This window comes from Bacteroides sp. 1_1_30 (assembly GCF_020982715.1).
GTDB classification, from domain to species: domain Bacteria; phylum Bacteroidota; class Bacteroidia; order Bacteroidales; family Bacteroidaceae; genus Bacteroides; species Bacteroides xylanisolvens.
Genome location: NZ_JAJKHN010000065.1, coordinates 1 through 18,647, shown reverse-complemented (window position 1 = coordinate 18,647; position 18,647 = coordinate 1). Strand labels below are relative to the sequence as shown.

Below are 18,647 nucleotides of genomic sequence, written 5' to 3'. Positions count from 1 at the left end.
AGATACAAATCGGACAGAATACTGTGAAATCGGTATTTTGTCCGATTTGTGTTAGTCTTTGTCTTTTTCGAATCCAACCATTTTCTGTATGTGCGCTAATATTGCAGAAAAATATTTTGTTAAACTTAAATGTATTAGCCATGAAACTAAAGAACTTTTTGAAAAAGGCTATTTGTTCGGTGCCGATAGTCGTAGTTCGTTCGATCTTGTTGCTTTGTATTTACTTGTCATTGGGACTTGTTGCCCGTGCTGCAACGCAACAAAGAAAGATCACTGTCTCCGGAATTGTGACAGACAGTAGCGGTGAGCCTGTTATTGGTGCGAGTATTACAGAAAAAGGAACTTCCAACGGAACTATCTCTGATGTGAAAGGACATTTTGGAATTTCAGTTTCCTCAACTGCTATTTTGCAGATTTCCTTTATCGGATATAGAACGGAAGAAGTGACTGCATCTCCTGCAAAAACGTCGCTGAAGGTTATATTAAGAGAAAATAGCGAGCAACTCGAAGAAGTGGTAGTTGTGGGATATGGAGTACAGAAAAAAGCCAATCTGACCGGCTCTGTTGCTTCTGTCAATTTTAAGGATGTGAATACGATGCCTGTAGCCAATACAACAAATATGCTCCAGGGGCGTCTGCCAGGTGTGGTACTGACCAATAATGGTGCGCAGGCAGGTAAAGATACCCCTGAAATTCGTATCCGTGGTGTCGGAACTTTGAGTGGCAATAATGATCCGATGGTTTTGATTGATGGAGTAGAAGCATCCGTTGCTCAGATAGCTCAAATTCCTGCAGGTGATATCGACAATGTGTCCGTATTGAAAGACGCGGCGTCTGCTTCCATCTATGGAGTACGTGCGGCAAACGGAGTAATCCTGATAACGACCAAAAGAGGAATGGAATCCAAGCCTGCCATTTCTTATTCCGGTAGCATTGCTCTTCAAGAGGCAACCGTATTACCCGATTATGTGGGCTCTTATGACTGGGCGAAAATGTATAATGATGCTCAAGGCACTGACTTTTATACTCCTGAAATGTTGCAGAAGATTCAAGATGGTTCCGATCCCGATCATTTTGCTAATACAGATTGGGCAAGAGAATTGTTTCATACGGCAGCGATGCATCAGCATCACCTTTCCGTCAGTGGAGGAGGAAAAGATACACATTATATGATTTCTACCTCTTATTTCAACCAGAGTGGCATTTTGAAAGAGACAGGTTACGAACGCTTTAACTTCCGTTCCAATGTAGATGCAAAGTTAGGAATTGTCAAAATCGGTTTGAACTTGGCCGGAAGTAAAGAAAAGACGGATGCTCCGGTTAAAAATATAACGGGAGATGGCTTGATGCGTGCTCTTACATGGTACACGCGTCCAACTGTCCCGGTGAAATATTCCAATGGACACTGGGGATGTGTGGATGGTACTTCTATTTCTCAAACTGTTTTCAAGAATCCGGTAGAGGAATTATATCAAGGGAAAAAAGATGATTATTCTTATCATTTCGATGGGAATGTTTTTGCAGAAGTGGATATTTGGAAAGGTTTGAAATTTCGTTCCAGTCTTGCCTATAAGTTCTTCATGAATGATGTTTCTACTTTTGTTCCTAAAGATATGCGAGTATATGATGCGGACGGGAATGTGCTAAATACAATGGGAACAAATAGTGTGAATGATTATCATTATTTGAGCACGACTTATACGAATGAGAATATACTCACCTATAATGTGCGAATAGGGAAGCATGAAATCGCTGCCTTGCTCGGACATTCGGTTCAAGCGTGGAGAGAAGATTTGACCAATGCGTATAAAGAGAATTTGTCAACCGACAATCTGTATGAACTGGATGCTGCCACAGCCAATCCTAATGCAACGGGAAGTGCGGCCGAATATGCGTTGCAGTCTTTCTTCGGGCGTGTCAATTACAATTATGACAATCGTTATTTATTTGAGTTTAATATTCGTCGTGACGGTTCTTCCCGTATGCCAAAGGCGAACAGATATGCCAATTTCCCTTCTTTTTCGGCTGCATGGGTCTTGACCAATGAATCTTTCATGCAGAATGTAGAGCCACTCACTTCTTTCAAGCTTCGTGGTAGTTGGGGTAAATTGGGAAATCAGGAAATAGGTAACTATTCTTATGCTCCCACGATGGCAGCCAAATATAATTACTATTTTGGCAATCAAAAAGTGATTGGTATGGCAGATAATATAGTGGCTAATGATAAAATAAAATGGGAAACGACCACTATTACAGATGTTGGTTTTGATGCTTCTTTTTGGAAAGGACGCATTTCCATCACTTTCGACTGGTATAACAAGCTGACTTCCGATATCCTTTTGAAACTGGCAATGCCTTATACATACATCGGTTTTCTGGATGCTCCGCTTCAAAATGCTGGAAAAGTGCAGAACAGAGGTTGGGAGCTTTCTGCCAATTATTTTGATCACAAAGGTGACTTCTCGTGGAATGTGGGATTCAATCTTTCTTCCGTACGAAACAAGATTGTAGATGATAGTGGAGGGATCGATCAGAAGTGGGAGACTACTATCAACCGTGAAGGATATCCGATTGGCGCATATTACGGACTGAAAGCAATAGGTATATACCGTACGGAAGCAGACCTGAACCGCACCAACAGTAAAGGAGAAGTAATCAAGCAAGATGGGACGATGCCCGCTTTGGGAGATATCATGTACGAAGATACCGACGACAGTGGAAATGTGACTTCGGATGACAGGGTGATTATTGGTAATCCGTTCCCAAAAATGAGTTATTCGTTCAATCTGGGTTTCTCGTGGAAAGGGATAGACGTCAGTACGTTCTGGCAGGGAGTTGCCGGTATATATCGCTACAACTGGTCGCAGGCTACTATCTCCAATGGTGGCAATATGACCACGGAATGGCTCGATAGATGGAGCGAAGGCAATCCGAACGGTAGTATGCCGCGTCTGGGTAACACCGAGAACGAAGTATATTCTTCTTTCTGGTTGAAGAAATCGGATTATCTCAGGTTGAAGAACATGGAAATCGGTTATACTTTTCCTGCTCATTGGTTGAAGGGAATCGGCGTGCAGAATGTACGCTTCTATGTGGCGGGAACAAACCTATTGACATTTACTCCTTTGAAAAATTATGATCCGGAAAAAAGCAGCGGGGATATGCGGAATGATGTGCATCCCAATACCCGTACTTATTCTTTCGGCGTGAATGTGAAATTTTAAAAATAAATGAAGATGAAACTAATAAATACATACATCCTTTTGGTGTGCGCAACGATTGCGGTTACATTGCATTCTTGCTCCGACAGTTTCTTGCAGAGAGATTCTTTGGTAGCTGTGTCATCCGGAACATTCTGGACCAGTGAAGATGATGCGTTAAGTGGATTGGCGGCTTGTTATGACGGATTACAGAATAACTTTCTGTACAATGGAGATCTTTATAAAGGAGGAGGGCCGTTGGCTATGGATTGTATGACAGATAATGGCGGACATTTTAATTGGACGGGATGGATGCCGGGATATGATATTTGTAACGGTATTCACACATCCAGTTCCTAGATGGTGACATCATATTGGATGGGGGCTTATGAAGAAATAAAAAGATGTAATGCGTTGATTGGTAACATTGACAAAGTGCCGATGGATGCTTCAAAGGTTGAAATTTATAAAGCGGAAGCTGTGGTACTCCGTTCCTTAATGTATACGAATCTGACAATGTTGTATCATGATGTACCTTATTTTACCTCTATACAAAGCGTTACAGATGCGAAAGCTGCAAAAACAGACCGCGCCACTATTGTAGCAGATGTGATGAAAGATTTGAAAGATGCGGCGAAAGTTCTTCCTCCGACGGCTTCTTCATGGGGAAGGATGACCAAAGGAGCGGCGTTATCATTATTGGGGCGACTGGCACTCTACAATGAGAAATGGGACGAAGCTATCAGCGCATATCGCCAAGTAAAGGAGTTGGGATATTCATTATACAAAACAGGGGATAATCCGTATATGGATCTGTTTACCGAAGCAAACGAGCAATGCAATGAAATCATTATGAGTGTTCGGTATGAAGGTCCCGGCAAAGAAGAAGGTAACGCGATGGCCCCGCATTATGACGCTCCTTTGGAGGCTATGAATGGAACGATTGATTTGGCGGATGCCTTTTATGATATAACTACCGGTAAACCGACTACGGATAAAAAGATTGTAAATGGGTTGACAACCGAAGGAAAACCTGATTTGTGGGATCCTAATACTACTCGTTATAACAATCGTGACCCTCGTCTGAAAGTAACATTGTTTACCCCGTGGGATGGTTGGAACGATAAATGGCCTAATGCTTATGGTGGATCTGCCCCTTCTAACTCAACTCTTTATGTCTTGAAATATTTTAATCCTTCTTTAAGTAGCTCCGGCTCTTTTGATAGCGGGCAGGATTTTTATATCATACGTTATGCGGAAGTCTTGCTCTCGTTGGCTGAAGCATTGGTGGAAAAAGGTGGTTATAGTTATGATGAAGTAGTAGGATTGGTCGATGAAGTAAGAAACAGGGTGAAGATGCATACAGTGGGAGAGATAGAAAGTAAAAACGGACAGTTGGATCAAGCGGGATTGAGAGAGGTGATTCGCCACGAACGCAGAGTGGAAACTGCTTTTGAGGGCTTACGCTTATTTGACCTTTATCGTTGGAAAGAGTTGAAGAATGCAGTGGATCGGATTAATAAGGAAGCTGCGGATAATCAACTTCAATATGAATATCGCAATTATCGGGGCGAAATGGAATACGTATGGCCGATACCGTTGCATGAGACGGATGCAAATCCGAATCTGGAACAAAACGAATTATGGAAATAAACGAAAGTAATCAATAAAGAAAAAGATAATGAAGAAGTGTAATGAATTGATTTTTTTGTTCATATCTTCTTTTCTGTTTTCATTGATCGGTTGTGGTAGCACAACCGACAATGAGGTTCCGGGTGAGAAGATAAGCGTAACTCTTTCTATGACAATAGACAAGATTGACAGTCACGAAGTTACTTCTACTATTGAGGTAAAGGCTGCGGGAACGGGCGACTTGTCCGTTCAGGATAAAGGAATCTGTTATTCGCAGGGAGTAGTGACGCCTACGGTTTCGGATGAAAAATCGGTGTATTCTGGTTCGGGAAAGAATGATTTCTCTTCTTTCAAGATGAAACTGGAAGGGTTGTCCGAGAATACTTCCTACTATATCAGACCCTATCTCAAAGTAGGTGATAAGGAGTATTATGGCTATGCGCAACAAGTGAAAACGTTAGGCGCAGGCAAAGAATACCATCCTTTGGATAAAGATGAAGCGATAACGGATTATGACGGTTATCAATTAGCCTGGTCTGACGAATTCAATATCGATGGTAAGCCAAGCAACGAATGGAGCTACGAAACCGGTTTTGTGCGCAATGAAGAATTGCAATGGTATCAAGAAAAGAATGCGAGTGTCAGCAACGGTTGCCTGATTATTGAAGGAAAGAAAGAGAAAGTAGTGAATCCCAACTATCAGGCAGGAAGTGAAGACTGGAAAACGAACCGGAATGTGGCGGAGTATACATCCAGTTCGCTGACTACCCAACACAGCCATGTCTTCAAATATGGCCGTTTTGAGGTTAGGGCAAAACTACCTTCTGCAGAAGGCTCATGGCCGGCAATCTGGACACTGGGTAATACATGGGATTGGCCGATGAATGGAGAAATTGATATTATGGAGTGTTATTTGGTCAATGGCAAGCGGAATATATTGGCGAATGCTTGTTGGAGCTCTCCGCAACAATGGGTAGCTGTTTGGAATCGTTCTACAACTCTTCTTACTCATTTCATTGACAGAGATGCCGACTGGATGAATAAATATCATGTATGGCGTATGGATTGGGATGCCAGCAAGATTTGTATCTATTTGGACGGTGAGTTGTTAAATGAAATAAATTCGTCAGAAACTCAAAATCAAGGTTGGAATGGTAATACAGAAAATCCTTTCAGTAATGATATAGATGGATTCGGACATTATATCTTACTAAATTTAGCTATCGGAGGTAATGGCGGAGACCCTTCCAATTCTCTCTTTCCCATGAGATATGAGGTTGATTATGTAAGAGTCTATCAGAAAAAGTAATTGGTAATAACATAGACGAAAGTTTTATATAGTTTTTTAATAGGTATTTTGCACCATTCCGGGGAAATCATAATTGTAATGTTTCCTCGAAATGGCTTTTTTATAATCAATTAAATGAAAAGTTTTATGGAAAATTCATGTAATGATGAATTGTTTTGTTCATTGAAAGATGAACTTCGTGAAGTAAATGCACAAATCAATGTGCATAGTGAAAAATTAATGGATCTGCTCGACCAAAAAAAAGAATCGTCAGTCAACTGACTCGAGAGATGTCGCATCTCACGCCTGTCATCATCGAGTATCGGGGAAATCCGAAGCAATATGTCTCTGTTGTGCTCGATGCCATCAATCGGGGTAGGTTGACGTATGACGGAATAGCAAATTGCGAACAGACTTTTCGTGCGTTAGCAAGCGTTGTAGATGTGATAAGCCCTAAGAATGGGAAAACGCTTAGTGTAGAGACGCTGGTGTCTTATGAGAAGAAAAAGCGTGCCGGAGAATTTGAGGAAAAATAATATAAAATAAAAAGACGATTGTTGTATAGTTGAACAACAATTCGTATATTGACCTCCAAAGAAAGAAATTGAAAAAGCAAAGATATTAAGAAAGGAGTATTATGGAAGCAAAAACAAATGAGGAATTCTTTAACGTCAGCGCATTAATAGATGAGCGTTTTGGTAAGGAAGGAACTGTTACTCGTGCGGAAGCAGAAGAAAAAGCGTATGCTTTCTACACCGGGCAAATTATCGAAGACGCAAGGAAAAAGGCTAAGATTACTCAAGCAGAATTAGCTCGGCGTATCGGTTCCGACCGTTCTTATATTTCAAGAGTGGAAAGTGGTCAGACAGAACCTAAGGTTTCTACCTTCTATCGCATCATGAATGCGTTAGGTTGTAGGATCGAATTTTCGATGTCTTTATAAGAAGCGATTAAAAAAACATGGTGGGAAATTTGAAAAAGATAACTGTCTTTTTCAAATTTCCCACCGTTTTTTTGAGGAAGAAAGAGGAAGAAAAAGGAAAAAGGTGAGGGTAGGTGAGGGTAAATTTCTAACATTCGTATTTTTTTTTAGAAGAAAATAGAAGAATAGAAATAAGAAATATAAAAATGAAAAGTTGCAAAAGTACCCTCACCAACCCTCACCTTTTTGCGTGCGAAGGAGATGAAATCTTATTCATATAGCCTGTTTGATTTCACCTGTTCCGTATCAATAATGAATACAGTGTATCTTCTCCCGTTTTTTCCCTTATGAAATTCGAAGCCGTGTTTGGACATCACTTTTCCTAGTTGGGCTTTGGTTCCATGAGAATATTGATACCCCGTCCGTTCGCGAATCAATTCCGCAATTTCAGTGACCGTCAGATAATGCACCTTTTCGAAACGTTCCGGTTTGCGGATATGTGTCAACACCAGTTCTTCTTCCGATGAGTGGAAAATGAAATCCTCGTTGTTCTCTTCAATCCGTGAGTTTTCCGACTGGGTGAACCAATACTGATACCCCGGCTTGTTGAGTAGATACTTGATTTGTGCATACAACTGCGCGTAGTTTATTTTGATAAACTCCATCGAGTCGACATGAAAGCAGAGAAAACGGCGGTTACCTGTGGTGTCGTGAAGCACTTCCTGATAATTGCATGTGCCGGCAAAAGAAGCCGTGTGAGGAAAGTTCTGTGAACGCCGCGCGTATGGCAGGCGGATGCTGATTACTTTGCGGGTAACCAAATCCTTGAAGATATTCAGTTCCCGTCCGTTCATCCCTTCAAACTCATCCAGATTGATAAGCATCGCCTGCGCTATTTTGGCCAGATCATCCTTGTTGTTCGGGTTGATAAGACCGGTAGAAAGATAGGCGCGCAATTCGGGCGGCAGCAGGTTGTTGATAAACGTAGTCTTTCCGATGTTCTGTATTTCGCTGCAAAGCAACAAAACAGTGTGGTTCACCACATCATCTTGCGTGGCGGCAGCGCACATTCCCACCAGATAACGTTCCAGACATTCTACCCAAAATTTCTGGTGACTAGTATGCACGCTGTTGGCAAGGATACCGATATAATCCGTTCCGTCCCATTCAGGCAGCGAGTCTAAATACTCGCGAATAGGATGGTAGGTGATGCTGAAGTCGGAGTAGATCAGATTCTGAATCGTCTTGACGGTGCACGAATAGCCTAGTTCGTTTATCTCCATCCAAATGCTGTTTTCCATCATTTCGTCGAGAATATGGAAAGGTTCCGGTTGCTCCGTGTCCGTTTTCCTTCTGCGATATTCCATGATATGAAGCACTTCGTTGTAGCGTGTATCATAATTTTCTTTGATATGTTGCTCAATCTGTAACATTCGCTTCTGCGTACTATTCAGCTTGCGGGTGTCGAATTCCTCGTTGTGTCCGTAAGCACTCCCGATTAGTGCGTCCATTTCATCCTCGGGAAGATCGGTGAACTGGCTCTTGATAAAAGCTGCCGCCTCTTCCTGGGGGACGCCGTAGCGATTGTACATACAAGCCAGGCAATGCAGGTAGTTGTTCCGGTTGCCGGTGACGTACTTTTCGGATTTATTGTGATAATAGTTCAGAGTCACCATTAAGGAAGCGTGCGAGGAATGGTAGTTGAGTGCCACTTGTTCGGTGAGGGGATTGTTGTCTGGTGTTGTCGTCTTTTTCTTTTTGCCGGATGCTCTTTTCTTCTTTTGAGACTTGAAGAACATCGGTGGCTGTTCCACGATGACAGCTGTGGCATCGGGATTGAAATAAATATCCGGATCGTAAGAGAACAGGCAAGTGCGGCTGACATCCTGTCCGGAAGTGTCGACCTCAACTCCGCAGAGCTGGGCATAAAAGGAAGCGATTTTGTGATAAGCGGCATGATGGAAATCTTCAATTTCCTGAATCGTTTCGGGCAATGTCCCGTCCGTCCGGCATACACGTACCACGATTTTCAGTCCCATTCCTTTGGGGCTGATGAAAGCGATGCGGGTGTGGGCACACTTTTTTGCCAGTGCGAGGATGCGTGCCAATGCTTCCTGTGTCTGATGGTCGATGTCTACTACGATGTATCCCAGATACTTGACGAGAGTTGCGTTTGAACGTCCTCCCCGGTAGTTGGCTGAAAAGGTGATTTCCGGTAGTTCTATTTTCTTTTCGTTGGCTGCTTTCTCGCCTTGTTCCGCGAAGATTCGGCGCACGTCCTCCACCGTTTCCCGGTATGTGCCGTTGCTGATGGCCGATACGATTTCTTCTTCTGTCATTTCGGCTATGACGCGGTAAAAGTCTTGAAAGATGGTAAAATGATCCATGTTGGTTTGTTCTTTTTAATTTGCGGTTGCAAAGAAATTTGTTTGTAAAATAATAGAATGGAACTTTTCGTTTTTTTGATTAAGTTCCTAGGGTTCTCCCAAATAGCGTATGATCGTTGCCACTTGCCGGGGAGAGAGAAGGCGGTTGCGGGCACGATAGCCTTCTTGTTCGAGTTCTTGCAGGAGCGGAAGGTTGTAGACAATCCAACGACGTAGTATTTGTAAGGCTACTTTAAGGCATACGTTGGGGTTGTAAAGATGAGCTAGTTCCGACTTTTTATAAGTGCGGATATGAAACGGCTGATCCGGATAATACATGATGAATGGTATTTGGTTTATGCTATAAAGTTACTGAAAATTAATGGCTTATTAAAAGAATAACGTCATTATTATTCATAGAGTATCAGGAAACTTCGTTGGGGAATCCGGAGGATGGAAAATGTGTTATCTTTATGTCGTTAACAAATAAGGAACGCGTTCGAAATGTATGAAAATTTAAAATTATTTTATTATGGCAATGACAGTAACTTATTCAGTAGTGCCGCGCAAGAATCCTGCCAAAAAGGATGAGTCGGCAAAGTATTATGCGCAGGCACAGGCTTCGGGAGAGTTGGATTTTGAAGAGTTGTGCGAGGGAATCACCAGCCGGTCTACCTGTACGGAGACAGATGTGCGTGCCGCCATTTCGGGTATTCTTTATGAGGCGAAGCGTGCGTTGAAAGCGGGAAGAATAGTCCGGCTGGGTGATTTGGGTAGTTTGCAGATCGGGTTGAACAGTGAAGGAGCTGTGTCGGTCAAGGAGTTTTCAAGTTCGCTGATTACGGCTGCCCATATTATTTTTCGTCCCGGAAAGACGTTGGCGGACATCACGAAGATTCTTAGCTACCAGCAGGTAACGACGCGTGCGGTGGCCCAAACGGGCGGTAGCGGCAATGAAGGAGAAGACGATGACAAAGGTTCCGGTGGTGGTTCAGACGGTGGTGGAAGCGGAGAAGCTCCGGATCCGGCAGCATGATAACTTTAATATTGAATCAAATGAAAGAAATTGTAACTAAGATTTTGGATGTAATTATGTTCCTTGTGCCTTTCTTCGGAAAAAGAAAGCGGAACAGAATTGTGAGAGAGGTGCGCTTCAATGCTACCCATAAGGAAGTGTGTAATGTGAAAACGACGGAAAGGGAGAAGGACGATGAGAAAGATTAGTCTGATTGTGATTCACTGCTCTGCTACCCGTGCTGATCGCGACTTCACGGCGAAGGATGTGGACACTGCCCATCGCTTTCGGGGCTTTTCTTGTTGGGGGTATCATTATTATATCCGCAAGTCGGGACAGATAGAGCCGATGAGGGATGAAGATACGGTGGGTGCTCATGCACGCGGTTTTAATGCGATTAGTTTAGGAGTGTGCTATGAAGGCGGGCTGGATGAGAACGGAAAGGCAGCAGATACGCGTACTTCCCGCCAGAAAGAGGCGATGCATCGTCTGGTAAACGAGTTGTTGCAGCGTTATCCGGATGCAAAGGTGGTCGGTCATCGGGACTTGAGTCCTGACACCAATTATAATGGAATTGTTGACCCTTGGGAGCGGATCAAAGAGTGTCCCTGTTTCGAGGTGAAAGCAGAGACATGGTGATTTTTATCCTATTTATTACTGTGGTGGTTAATTGACCACCACAGTAGTGAAATACTCTTTAAATACCTCCGCGGCTTTTTCAAGTTGTTCGGGGGTATTTTCTTTTACGTCTTTCAGCTTGTATTCCTGCTCCATCGCTTCATACTTATGTACGCCTAATGTATGATAAGGCAGGATTTCCACTCGTTGCACCATCTTATATTTTCCCAGAGCCTCTCCCAAGCGGCGGATATCCTCTTCGAAATCGCTGTATCCGGGCACTAATACATAACGCAGCCAGAAAGGTTTCTCGTTTTCTTCCAGCCATGCTGCCGTGCGGATGGTTTGCTCGTTACTTCTTCCGGTCAGTGCTTGATGGCGTGCCGGATTGAACTCTTTAATATCCAGCAATACAAGATCCGTCAGTTTGAAAAGTTCTTCTACTTCTTCGTTCCAGATACCGCCGTTGCTGTCTATGCATACATGTATTCCCTTTTCTTTCAGTTCACGCACTAAAGGGACTAGTGCTTTGGCCTGAAACGTAGGTTCTCCTCCGGAGAAAGTGACTCCTCCGCGTTTCCCGAAAAAAGGACGTTGGCTCATAGCCATGCGGACGATTTCTTCCGGTGGGGTAGGTGTGCCTCCTTTTCCGGCTATCGTGTCGGGGTTGGCACAATACAGGCAGCGGAAATTGCATCCTTGAAGAAAAACGACGAGCCGTAAGCCCGGCCCGTCGAATGTTCCCATACTTTCGTATGAATGTACGTTTATCGTCATATTGAGTAGATCTGATTACATACGTTCGTGGAAGCTACGGCTGATAACTTCCAATTGATGTTCGCGGCTCAACTTCACGAAGTTTACGGCATAACCGGAAACACGGATGGTGAGTTGCGGATATTTTTCCGGATGTTCCATGGCATCGTAAAGCATTTCACGGTTCAGTACGTTCACGTTCAGGTGGTGAGCGCCTTTGGTGAAATAGCCATCCATCATTGTCACCAGATTTTCTACGCGATCCTCTTCAGTAGCTCCCAGTGATTTGGGGACGATGGAGAAAGTGTTGCTGATACCGTCCTGTGAGTCGCGGTAACGTAATTTCGCTACGGAACTCAAAGAGGCGATGGCACCGTTCTTGTCACGTCCGTGCATAGGGTTGGCTCCCGGAGCAAAAGCGACACCTTTGGCGCGTCCGTCGGGAGTAGCACCTGTCTTCTTGCCATACATCACGTTGGAAGTGATGGTGAGCAAAGATAAAGTAGGACGGGCATTTTTGTAAACCGGAAGTTTCTTCAATTCTTCGCTGAAGAAATAGACCAGGTCAACACCCAGGTGGTCTACCTTGTCGTTGTCATTACCGAAGCAAGGGAATTCGCCTTGAATATCGAAACCTTCTGTCAGACCGATGTCGTTGCGGCGTGCGGTCACTTTGGCATATTTGATGGCCGACAGTGAATCGAGGGCGATAGAAAGTCCGGCTACACCATAAGCAAGGTTGATGCGTGGGTTGGTATCTACAAGAGCCATTTGGGCTTTTTCGTAGTAATACTTATCATGCATATAATGGATGATGTTCATCGCTTCGTTGTAAACACGGGCGATTTCTGTCAATACCTTCTTGTAGTTGCTCATTACTTCTTCGAAGTTCAGTGTGTCGCTGGTTAGTACGGGGATATTTTTCACCATTACCGTACCGGTGTTTTCGCAACGTCCGCCGTTGATGGCAAGCAACAGGGCTTTTGCCAGGTTGCAACGTGCGCCGAAGAATTGGATTTGTTTTCCGATTTCCTGATAAGATACGCAGCATGCGATTCCGTAATCGTCAGACTGGCGCACTTCACGCATCAGGTCGTCGTTTTCATATTGGATGGAAGAAGTGTCGATAGATACTTTTGCGCAGAATTCTTTGAATCCTTCCGGCAGTTCCGGGCTCCACAATACAGTCAGGTTCGGTTCCGGTGAAGGGCCGAGGTTGTAGAGTGTTTGCAGAAAGCGGAAAGAAGTCTTTGTCACCTTGGTACGTCCGTCGTTGAGGCGTCCACCCAGGGATTCGGTTACCCATGTCGGGTCGCCGGCGAAGATGTCGTTGTAAGATTGCATACGCAGGTGACGCACCATACGCAGTTTGATGACAAACTGGTCGATCAGCTCCTGTGCGAAAGATTCTGTGATGGTTCCTTTGCTCAATTCATATTCCATATAAATGTCGAGGAACGAAGAGACGTTACCTAGTGACATAGCAGCACCGTCTTGTTCTTTTACGGCAGCAAGGTAAGCCATGTATACCCATTGTACTGCTTCTTGTGCGGTGTAGGCAGGACGGCTCAAGTCGAGTCCGTAGTATTCGCCCATTACTTTCATGTCTTTCAATGCCTTGATTTGCTCTGCCACTTCTTCGCGCAGGCGGATGCGGACTTCGGTCATCGGACCGGTAAGGTTACGCAAGTCTTCTTTTTTTGCCTCAATCAGTCGGTCGATACCATAGAGAGCCATACGGCGGTAGTCGCCGATGATACGTCCACGGGCATAGTTGTCAGGAAGTCCGGTGAGGAATCCCAGAGAACGGAACGAACGGATTTCTTCGGTATATACGTCAAATACTCCGTCATTGTGCGTCTTGCGGTAGTGAGTGAATATATCTTTTACACGGTCGTCCACTTCCACGCCGTTTTCGTGGCAGGCTTTGCTCACTACGTTGATACCTCCGAAAGGCTTGATGGCACGTTTCAGAAGTTCGTCTGTCTGCAGACCGACGATCAGTTCATTTTCTTTGTCGATATATCCGGCTTTATGAGAAGTGATGGTTGAGACGGTGACATTATCCAGTGAGCGTACGCCGTTATTGGCTCTTTCTTCTGCCAGTGCTTCGAGGCAGCGGTTCCATACAGCTTTTGTGCGTTCGGTAGGTCCTTCGAGGAAAGAAGCATCTCCATAATACGGAGTGATGTTGTGACTAACGAAATCTCTTACGTTGATTTCTGTGCTCCAAAGACCGTCTTTAAAGATCTTATTTAATTCCATAAATGATAAAATTAGAGGTTGTAGTTATCCTTTTCTTTAGAGCGCACAAAGTTACAACGTTTTTTCATATAATCAGCATAAATATGCTCTATTTTATGCTTTTCAACATAAAATACCTAGATATTGCTATTCTTTGGAAATGATGTTCGTGATTTTTTTTTGTGAAAACTCTTGTAAGTTTAAAATATATTCGTACCTTTGCACCGCTTTTAACGAAAAGCACTTCTGATAAAGAAGTTTTGGAGAGGTGGCAGAGTGGTCGATTGCGGCGGTCTTGAAAACCGTTGTACTGCGAGGTACCCGGGGTTCGAATCCCTGTCTCTCCGCAACAAACGCTGAAAATCAGCAAATTGCAAAACAAACACCCAGTTTTACACCCAAGAATGTAAAGTCGGGGGTTTTTGTTTTATTTAAGATAATACAACCACTACATAATAAAAGAGTAGCGATATTAAAAGAATCCGATGAGAAAAGACTAATATTTATCTATCCATTCAGTTTGATTTTTCAGGACTTTACATCGTCCTGAAAGTATTTGTTATTGTATTCCAACGTCAGGAGTGGATTATAATACAAGTTTTTTGTGTGGATAGAATTTCGTTTTGCTTAATGTACGAAAGTACTTATCTATAAACGCATGAAATATTAGCACAATGAATCATTGGAAATCAACTTTGGCCGTGATAGGAATAGGCCAACTCATATCTATTTTAACAAGTACGATTGTTGGCTTCTCCATTATTTTTTGGATTAGCAACGAATTTAAATCCCCGACAGCTTTATCTCTGGCTATTTTAGCTGGATTTTTACCACAATTTGTATTAGGCTTGTTTGCCGGGGTCTATGTTGACAGATGGAATCGAAAGAAAACGATGTTTTATTCGGACTTGTTCATCGCGTTCTGTACCCTATGTCTTTTTATTGTGATAACCAAGGGTTATAAAGACCTTTCTTTTTTTTATCTATTGACTGCTTGTCGTTCAATAGGCAGTACGTTTCATGCACCTGCTTTACAGGCAAGCATCCCTCTACTGGTTCCCAAGCACCATCTTGTCAGGGTATCAGGTTTGTACCATTCCATTCAATCCTTCAGTGAGGTGATAGCTCCCGTTGTAGGGGCAAGCCTCGTTGTTTGGCTTCCCATACAGTATATTCTGCTCATAGATGTGATCGGAGCTGTTGCTGCTTGTCTGACCTTACTTTGTGCCCAGATTCCTTCTCTTCAAAAAACGAAAGTTCTTCCAGATTTCAAAAAAGAACTGACGGAATGTTGGCATACCTTGCGGCGTACAATGGGCATTTTGCCTTTATTCGTATGCTTTACGCTGGTGACTTTTGTCCTTATGCCTGTTTTTACGTTATTTCCTTTTATGACGCTTCTGCATTTCAACGGAAACATTTTGCAAATGGGAGTTGTGGAAATGGGTTGGGGCTCAGGGGCATTGTTGGGCGGTTTAGTACTTGCCTGTAAGGCTTTGAAAAGCAAGCAAACATTAGTGATGCATACGGCTTATGTGATATTGGGATTGTATCTGATTAGCGCCAGTTATTTACCATCAAGCGCATTTATAGGTTTTGTTTGCCTAACATTTACAGGAGGCATAGCCTATTCCATTTACCATGCGCTTTTCATCGCTATTATTCAGCAGAACTTGGCTTCGGACATGCTTGGACGGACTTTTTCTCTCATCTTTAGTTTGAGTACCTTTCCATCAATGCTGGGTATCGTAGCTTCAGGATATTGGGTGGAAGCATGGGGTATCACATCCGTCTTTATGATCAGCGGATGGGTTATCTTTCTGATTGGAGTGGGTGCAAATTTTATTTCTTCAATCAAGCAGTTGGATAATTACGCATAGTATTATTTATTAAAGAATTATTATATGACAAAGAAAGAACACACTACGATTACAGAGTTATTTCAAGTTTTGGACTTGTTGGAAAGCCTGGACATGCAGTTTTGGTTGGATGGAGGCTGGGGAGTGGATGTCTTGTACGGACAGCAAACCCGCTTGCATAGAGATATTGACATTGATTTTGATGCCAATTATACAGACCAACTCCTTGATCTTTTGCAGGAGAGAGGATATCAAATTGAAACAAATTGGTTGCCCACCCGTATGGAACTGTATAGCAAAGAATTAGGCTATATTGATATCCATCCTTTTGTCTTGAATGCGGACGGCACTTCCAAACAAGCCGACTTGGATGGAGGCTGGTATGAATTTCAACCGGACTATTTTGGAACAGCAGTCTTTGAAGGCAGAAGCATCCCTTGCATTTCTGCAAAAGGGCAACAAGTATTCCATTCGGGCTACGATTTAAGAGAGAAGGATATTCACGATTTATCTATAATTAAACAATGTATAACAACAATGAGCCTAACAATTAGATAAGAACAAGAAAATGACAGAAAAACAAATTGTCTGGTATATCTTACTTACAGAAGTAAAGATAGACAGTGACACCCAGTCTGTCACATCCCTGAGTGTAGCTCCATTGGCAGTCTTGCCGGAATTCCAGCGTAAGGGAATTGGGGGGGATGTTGATTCAGTAAGCCCATCAGAGGGCAGCACTTTTGGGTTACGGCACAGCAGTCGTATTGGGGCATAAAGAGTATTATCCTCGATTTGGCTATCGCAAGGCTATCGATTTAGGAATTGAATTTCCTTTCGAAGTCTCTCATGAATATTGCATGGTGGCTGAATTAATACCTGGAGCTACTGAGAATGTGAAAGGTATGGTTTGTTATCCAACTGACTTTAAATAGTTTAACAAGTAAAATTCATTATATAACTCGGACTGGGTATTTCAATTTCCCAGTCCGTATTCTGATAGTACTTATTCAATTGGAAGATTGTGTTGCTTCAAGAATGAAAGTTTATCCCAATACCCTCTTTGAAAGACGATTTTGTTATCTTTTACATGAAAAAATCCGCATCCACGAAGTCCAAGAGAGTCTTTCCATTCCATGATAGCCCATTCGCCATCTTCAAAAATATTTTCCACCATACAAACCATTTTAGCAGTGGCAAATTCATTCACAAACATTTTGTAGATTGATTCTTTACCTATTATTGGGTCGTTTGCGACTTGATGATTTACTGCATTAGTAGCATACAGCTCTGCTATATGATAAGCATCTGCTTTGTTAAAGCAATCTATCCATTTTTCCAAAACTTCTTTAGGCTTCATTTTTTATAAATTCTTAGGATTTTGATTCTGTAATAAAAACAATCTGTTTGGATGCATAGATACTTGATTTTATTAATAATAGGCTATTCTATATTCTAAATCCTCTGGATTTTTGCTCTCTCTGCACCGAGTTACGTAGATTCTGCTGTAACTTTTCCCATTGTTCCTTAAACCATTGTACTATGGGTTGTCGGTTTATGGTCAGCATAAGCTTACCACTATCCATCGGATGTTTCTCAACCCTAAAAATATCATTCTTGATGTCAAATTTCCACCTGTGTTCTTCGGAATAAATTTTGCCACTACATTGTATGGATTCTTTCTTTGTCAAGAGGTTTTCTATCATGTCTTTGGTAAACCCGATAACAGCGCATAATTTTTCCATTCTCAACATCTCTTTGAACATGGGAAACCATTTGTGGGCTTTTTCAAGCAAGGTGCTCAATCGTGATATTTCCTTGTCTTTGCCTTCAAGTTCTTGATTATGTATTCTTTGAAGATTACGAATTTGTCTGCTATGCTGTTCCTGTATTTGTTGTATCTGAATTTTTAATTCATCAGTAGCTTTGTCCCGTTTGGTAATTTCCTGATGTAGCTGCTCGATGTGATGTTCCAGTTCTTTCAGCTTACCGCTTCCGAAAAGAGAACCTACACCGCTTGCTATGGCGGTAGCAGCATTGGTGGCTGTTTTCTTTAGTTTGTCCGTGCGTATCTCTGCTTTTACCTGTTTGAGTTCCTGTTCGGCAAGGCTTACTTGTTGTTCCTTGTGTCGCTTGGTTTCCTCTATACGTTGCAGTTCGGCTTTCTGCTTCTCAATGATGAAATCATTTCGTTCCAGATGCTCTTTACCTGTGACAGCTTTTGCCTGTCCACGTTCCATCAGGAGAATATCGGAAGCAAGGGTCTGCATGGTTGCCATATCCTCGTCATTGAGCTTTCGGCTCTTTCCAGTTTCATGGTTCATCCAGTCGAATACGACATGAGCATGATAATTTGGTTTGAACCATCTGTTACCGACTTGGAAGCTCTCCTTGTCTTCTGCTTCCGGCTGACCGTTCAGCCAATGCCCTTCGTCTTTATGCAGGAAAATCTGTAGCGGAGTGATGCCCCAGCGTCTTTGGCACTCTTCACCGAATTTGCGTACATCAGCCAGTGTGGTGTCCGGTCTGATAAGCAATACTCCTTCACGGATGGGTGAGCATCCCGCCACCTTGATAATCTTTCCATTCTTTCCCTTGCGTTCCCTTTCCTTTTCCTGCATGGCACGTCCGGTCTTTTCCTTGACCATTTGCTTGATATTGTCATAATGAGTTCGCAGTTCGGGAGTGCCGAAGTCGGGATTTATCCACTGTTCGTTATCGGTGGAAAGTTCGGGAACGACATAGATTCT

Annotated in this window: 18 protein-coding genes and 1 tRNA gene; 13 read left to right on the top strand and 6 right to left on the bottom strand. The window is 42.9% G+C overall.

All coding sequences use genetic code 11. The features are described 5' to 3' along the window. The first annotated feature begins 140 nt into the window (after positions 1-140). The 7 genes from LPH68_RS18160 to LPH68_RS18135 all read left to right on the top strand — a co-directional run bounded on the left by LPH68_RS18160 (position 141) and on the right by LPH68_RS18135 (position 7,063). A complete protein-coding gene (locus LPH68_RS18160; RefSeq protein ID WP_008643144.1) occupies positions 141-3,224 on the top strand; it encodes a TonB-dependent receptor in 3,084 nt (1,027 codons plus the stop codon). A 12-nt stretch (positions 3,225-3,236) separates the two neighbouring features. Continuing rightward, on the top strand, positions 3,237-3,560 hold the full coding sequence (locus LPH68_RS18155) for a hypothetical protein (protein ID WP_225449726.1): 324 nt from the start codon (positions 3,237-3,239) through the stop codon (positions 3,558-3,560). Beyond that, on the top strand, positions 3,561-4,853 hold the full coding sequence (locus LPH68_RS18150) for a RagB/SusD family nutrient uptake outer membrane protein (protein WP_225449727.1): 1,293 nt from the start codon (positions 3,561-3,563) through the stop codon (positions 4,851-4,853). A gap of 28 nt (positions 4,854-4,881) precedes the next feature. Continuing rightward, positions 4,882-6,141, top strand: a complete 1,260-nt coding sequence (locus LPH68_RS18145) for a family 16 glycosylhydrolase (RefSeq protein ID WP_008643147.1) — start codon at positions 4,882-4,884, stop codon at positions 6,139-6,141. Positions 6,142-6,267: 126 nt separating this feature from the next. Beyond that, positions 6,268-6,402 carry a hypothetical protein gene (locus LPH68_RS26635; protein ID WP_008643149.1) on the top strand — a complete coding sequence of 45 codons (135 nt, stop codon included), beginning with the start codon at positions 6,268-6,270 and terminating at the stop codon, positions 6,400-6,402. A gap of 8 nt (positions 6,403-6,410) precedes the next feature. Beyond that, entirely contained in the window at positions 6,411-6,656 is a 246-nt protein-coding gene (locus LPH68_RS18140; protein WP_004308791.1) for a hypothetical protein, read from the top strand. A gap of 101 nt (positions 6,657-6,757) precedes the next feature. Then, a complete protein-coding gene (locus LPH68_RS18135) occupies positions 6,758-7,063 on the top strand; it encodes a helix-turn-helix domain-containing protein (RefSeq protein ID WP_004325432.1) in 306 nt (101 codons plus the stop codon). A 248-nt stretch (positions 7,064-7,311) separates the two neighbouring features. Here LPH68_RS18135 and LPH68_RS18130 read toward each other — a convergent pair whose 3' ends face one another. Both LPH68_RS18130 and LPH68_RS18125 read right to left on the bottom strand, forming a co-directional pair. After that, positions 7,312-9,429 (bottom strand): BT4734/BF3469 family protein, encoded by a 2,118-nt coding sequence (locus LPH68_RS18130; protein ID WP_008643152.1) that lies wholly within the window; start codon positions 9,427-9,429, stop codon positions 7,312-7,314. Between the two features lie 87 nt (positions 9,430-9,516). Continuing rightward, positions 9,517-9,747, bottom strand: coding sequence for a DUF4248 domain-containing protein (locus LPH68_RS18125; protein WP_004305834.1), 231 nt, complete (start codon positions 9,745-9,747; stop codon positions 9,517-9,519). Between the two features lie 193 nt (positions 9,748-9,940). On the opposite strand from LPH68_RS18125, the gene LPH68_RS18120 reads away from it, so the two are divergent. Genes LPH68_RS18120 through LPH68_RS18110 form a run of 3 tightly spaced genes read left to right on the top strand, consistent with a single transcriptional unit; the run spans position 9,941 to position 11,062 of the window. Further along, a complete protein-coding gene (locus LPH68_RS18120; protein ID WP_004305836.1) occupies positions 9,941-10,444 on the top strand; it encodes an HU family DNA-binding protein in 504 nt (167 codons plus the stop codon). After that, the gene (locus tag LPH68_RS18115) at positions 10,441-10,632 is read left to right on the top strand and encodes a hypothetical protein (protein WP_022199419.1); all 192 of its coding nucleotides are present in this window, start codon (positions 10,441-10,443) and stop codon (positions 10,630-10,632) included. Before LPH68_RS18120 ends, LPH68_RS18115 begins: the two co-directional genes overlap by 4 nt. Further along, positions 10,619-11,062, top strand: coding sequence for an N-acetylmuramoyl-L-alanine amidase (locus tag LPH68_RS18110; protein ID WP_004308787.1), 444 nt, complete (start codon positions 10,619-10,621; stop codon positions 11,060-11,062). The genes LPH68_RS18115 and LPH68_RS18110 overlap by 14 nt, the downstream gene beginning before the upstream one ends. Positions 11,063-11,089: 27 nt before the next feature. On the opposite strand, the gene pflA is transcribed toward LPH68_RS18110, so the two are convergent. Beyond that, positions 11,090-11,818: a pyruvate formate-lyase-activating protein gene (pflA, locus tag LPH68_RS18105; RefSeq protein WP_004308786.1), complete on the bottom strand. Its 729-nt coding sequence runs from the start codon at positions 11,816-11,818 to the stop codon at positions 11,090-11,092. Positions 11,819-11,833: 15 nt separating this feature from the next. Next, complete coding sequence (gene pflB / locus LPH68_RS18100) at positions 11,834-14,062, bottom strand: formate C-acetyltransferase (protein ID WP_149959050.1); 2,229 nt, start codon at positions 14,060-14,062, stop codon at positions 11,834-11,836. Positions 14,063-14,303: 241 nt separating this feature from the next. On the opposite strand from pflB, the gene LPH68_RS18095 reads away from it, so the two are divergent. From LPH68_RS18095 to lnu(AN2), 3 genes are all read left to right on the top strand, one after another. After that, positions 14,304-14,388 (top strand) — tRNA-Ser (locus tag LPH68_RS18095). A gap of 327 nt (positions 14,389-14,715) precedes the next feature. Beyond that, a complete protein-coding gene (mef(En2), locus tag LPH68_RS18090) occupies positions 14,716-15,921 on the top strand; it encodes a macrolide efflux MFS transporter Mef(En2) (RefSeq protein ID WP_118773623.1) in 1,206 nt (401 codons plus the stop codon). Between the two features lie 24 nt (positions 15,922-15,945). Further along, complete coding sequence (gene lnu(AN2) / locus LPH68_RS18085) at positions 15,946-16,458, top strand: lincosamide nucleotidyltransferase Lnu(AN2) (RefSeq protein WP_009038171.1); 513 nt, start codon at positions 15,946-15,948, stop codon at positions 16,456-16,458. 445 nt (positions 16,459-16,903) lie between these two features. On the opposite strand, the gene LPH68_RS18080 is transcribed toward lnu(AN2), so the two are convergent. Next, on the bottom strand, positions 16,904-17,257 hold the full coding sequence (locus tag LPH68_RS18080; protein WP_117463697.1) for a nuclear transport factor 2 family protein: 354 nt from the start codon (positions 17,255-17,257) through the stop codon (positions 16,904-16,906). A gap of 88 nt (positions 17,258-17,345) precedes the next feature. Then, on the bottom strand, positions 17,346-18,647 hold a 1,302-nt coding region (locus LPH68_RS18075), incomplete at its 5' end, for a mobilization protein (RefSeq protein ID WP_230297055.1).

What these genes read in the sequence shown, in the direction of transcription:
- LPH68_RS18160 (WP_008643144.1), top strand. Translation starts at nt 141, where the DNA reads ATGAAACTAAAGAACTTTTTGAAAAAGGCTATTTGTTCGGTGCCGATA.
- LPH68_RS18155 (WP_225449726.1), top strand. Translation starts at nt 3,237, where the DNA reads ATGAAACTAATAAATACATACATCCTTTTGGTGTGCGCAACGATTGCG.
- LPH68_RS18150 (WP_225449727.1), top strand. Translation starts at nt 3,561, where the DNA reads ATGGTGACATCATATTGGATGGGGGCTTATGAAGAAATAAAAAGATGT.
- LPH68_RS18145 (WP_008643147.1), top strand. Translation starts at nt 4,882, where the DNA reads ATGAAGAAGTGTAATGAATTGATTTTTTTGTTCATATCTTCTTTTCTG.
- LPH68_RS26635 (WP_008643149.1), top strand. Translation starts at nt 6,268, where the DNA reads ATGGAAAATTCATGTAATGATGAATTGTTTTGTTCATTGAAAGATGAA.
- LPH68_RS18140 (WP_004308791.1), top strand. Translation starts at nt 6,411, where the DNA reads ATGTCGCATCTCACGCCTGTCATCATCGAGTATCGGGGAAATCCGAAG.
- LPH68_RS18135 (WP_004325432.1), top strand. Translation starts at nt 6,758, where the DNA reads ATGGAAGCAAAAACAAATGAGGAATTCTTTAACGTCAGCGCATTAATA.
- LPH68_RS18130 (WP_008643152.1), bottom strand. Translation starts at nt 9,429, where the DNA reads ATGGATCATTTTACCATCTTTCAAGACTTTTACCGCGTCATAGCCGAA.
- LPH68_RS18125 (WP_004305834.1), bottom strand. Translation starts at nt 9,747, where the DNA reads ATGTATTATCCGGATCAGCCGTTTCATATCCGCACTTATAAAAAGTCG.
- LPH68_RS18120 (WP_004305836.1), top strand. Translation starts at nt 9,941, where the DNA reads ATGGCAATGACAGTAACTTATTCAGTAGTGCCGCGCAAGAATCCTGCC.
- LPH68_RS18115 (WP_022199419.1), top strand. Translation starts at nt 10,441, where the DNA reads ATGATAACTTTAATATTGAATCAAATGAAAGAAATTGTAACTAAGATT.
- LPH68_RS18110 (WP_004308787.1), top strand. Translation starts at nt 10,619, where the DNA reads ATGAGAAAGATTAGTCTGATTGTGATTCACTGCTCTGCTACCCGTGCT.
- pflA (WP_004308786.1), bottom strand. Translation starts at nt 11,818, where the DNA reads ATGACGATAAACGTACATTCATACGAAAGTATGGGAACATTCGACGGG.
- pflB (WP_149959050.1), bottom strand. Translation starts at nt 14,062, where the DNA reads ATGGAATTAAATAAGATCTTTAAAGACGGTCTTTGGAGCACAGAAATC.
- LPH68_RS18080 (WP_117463697.1), bottom strand. Translation starts at nt 17,257, where the DNA reads ATGAAGCCTAAAGAAGTTTTGGAAAAATGGATAGATTGCTTTAACAAA.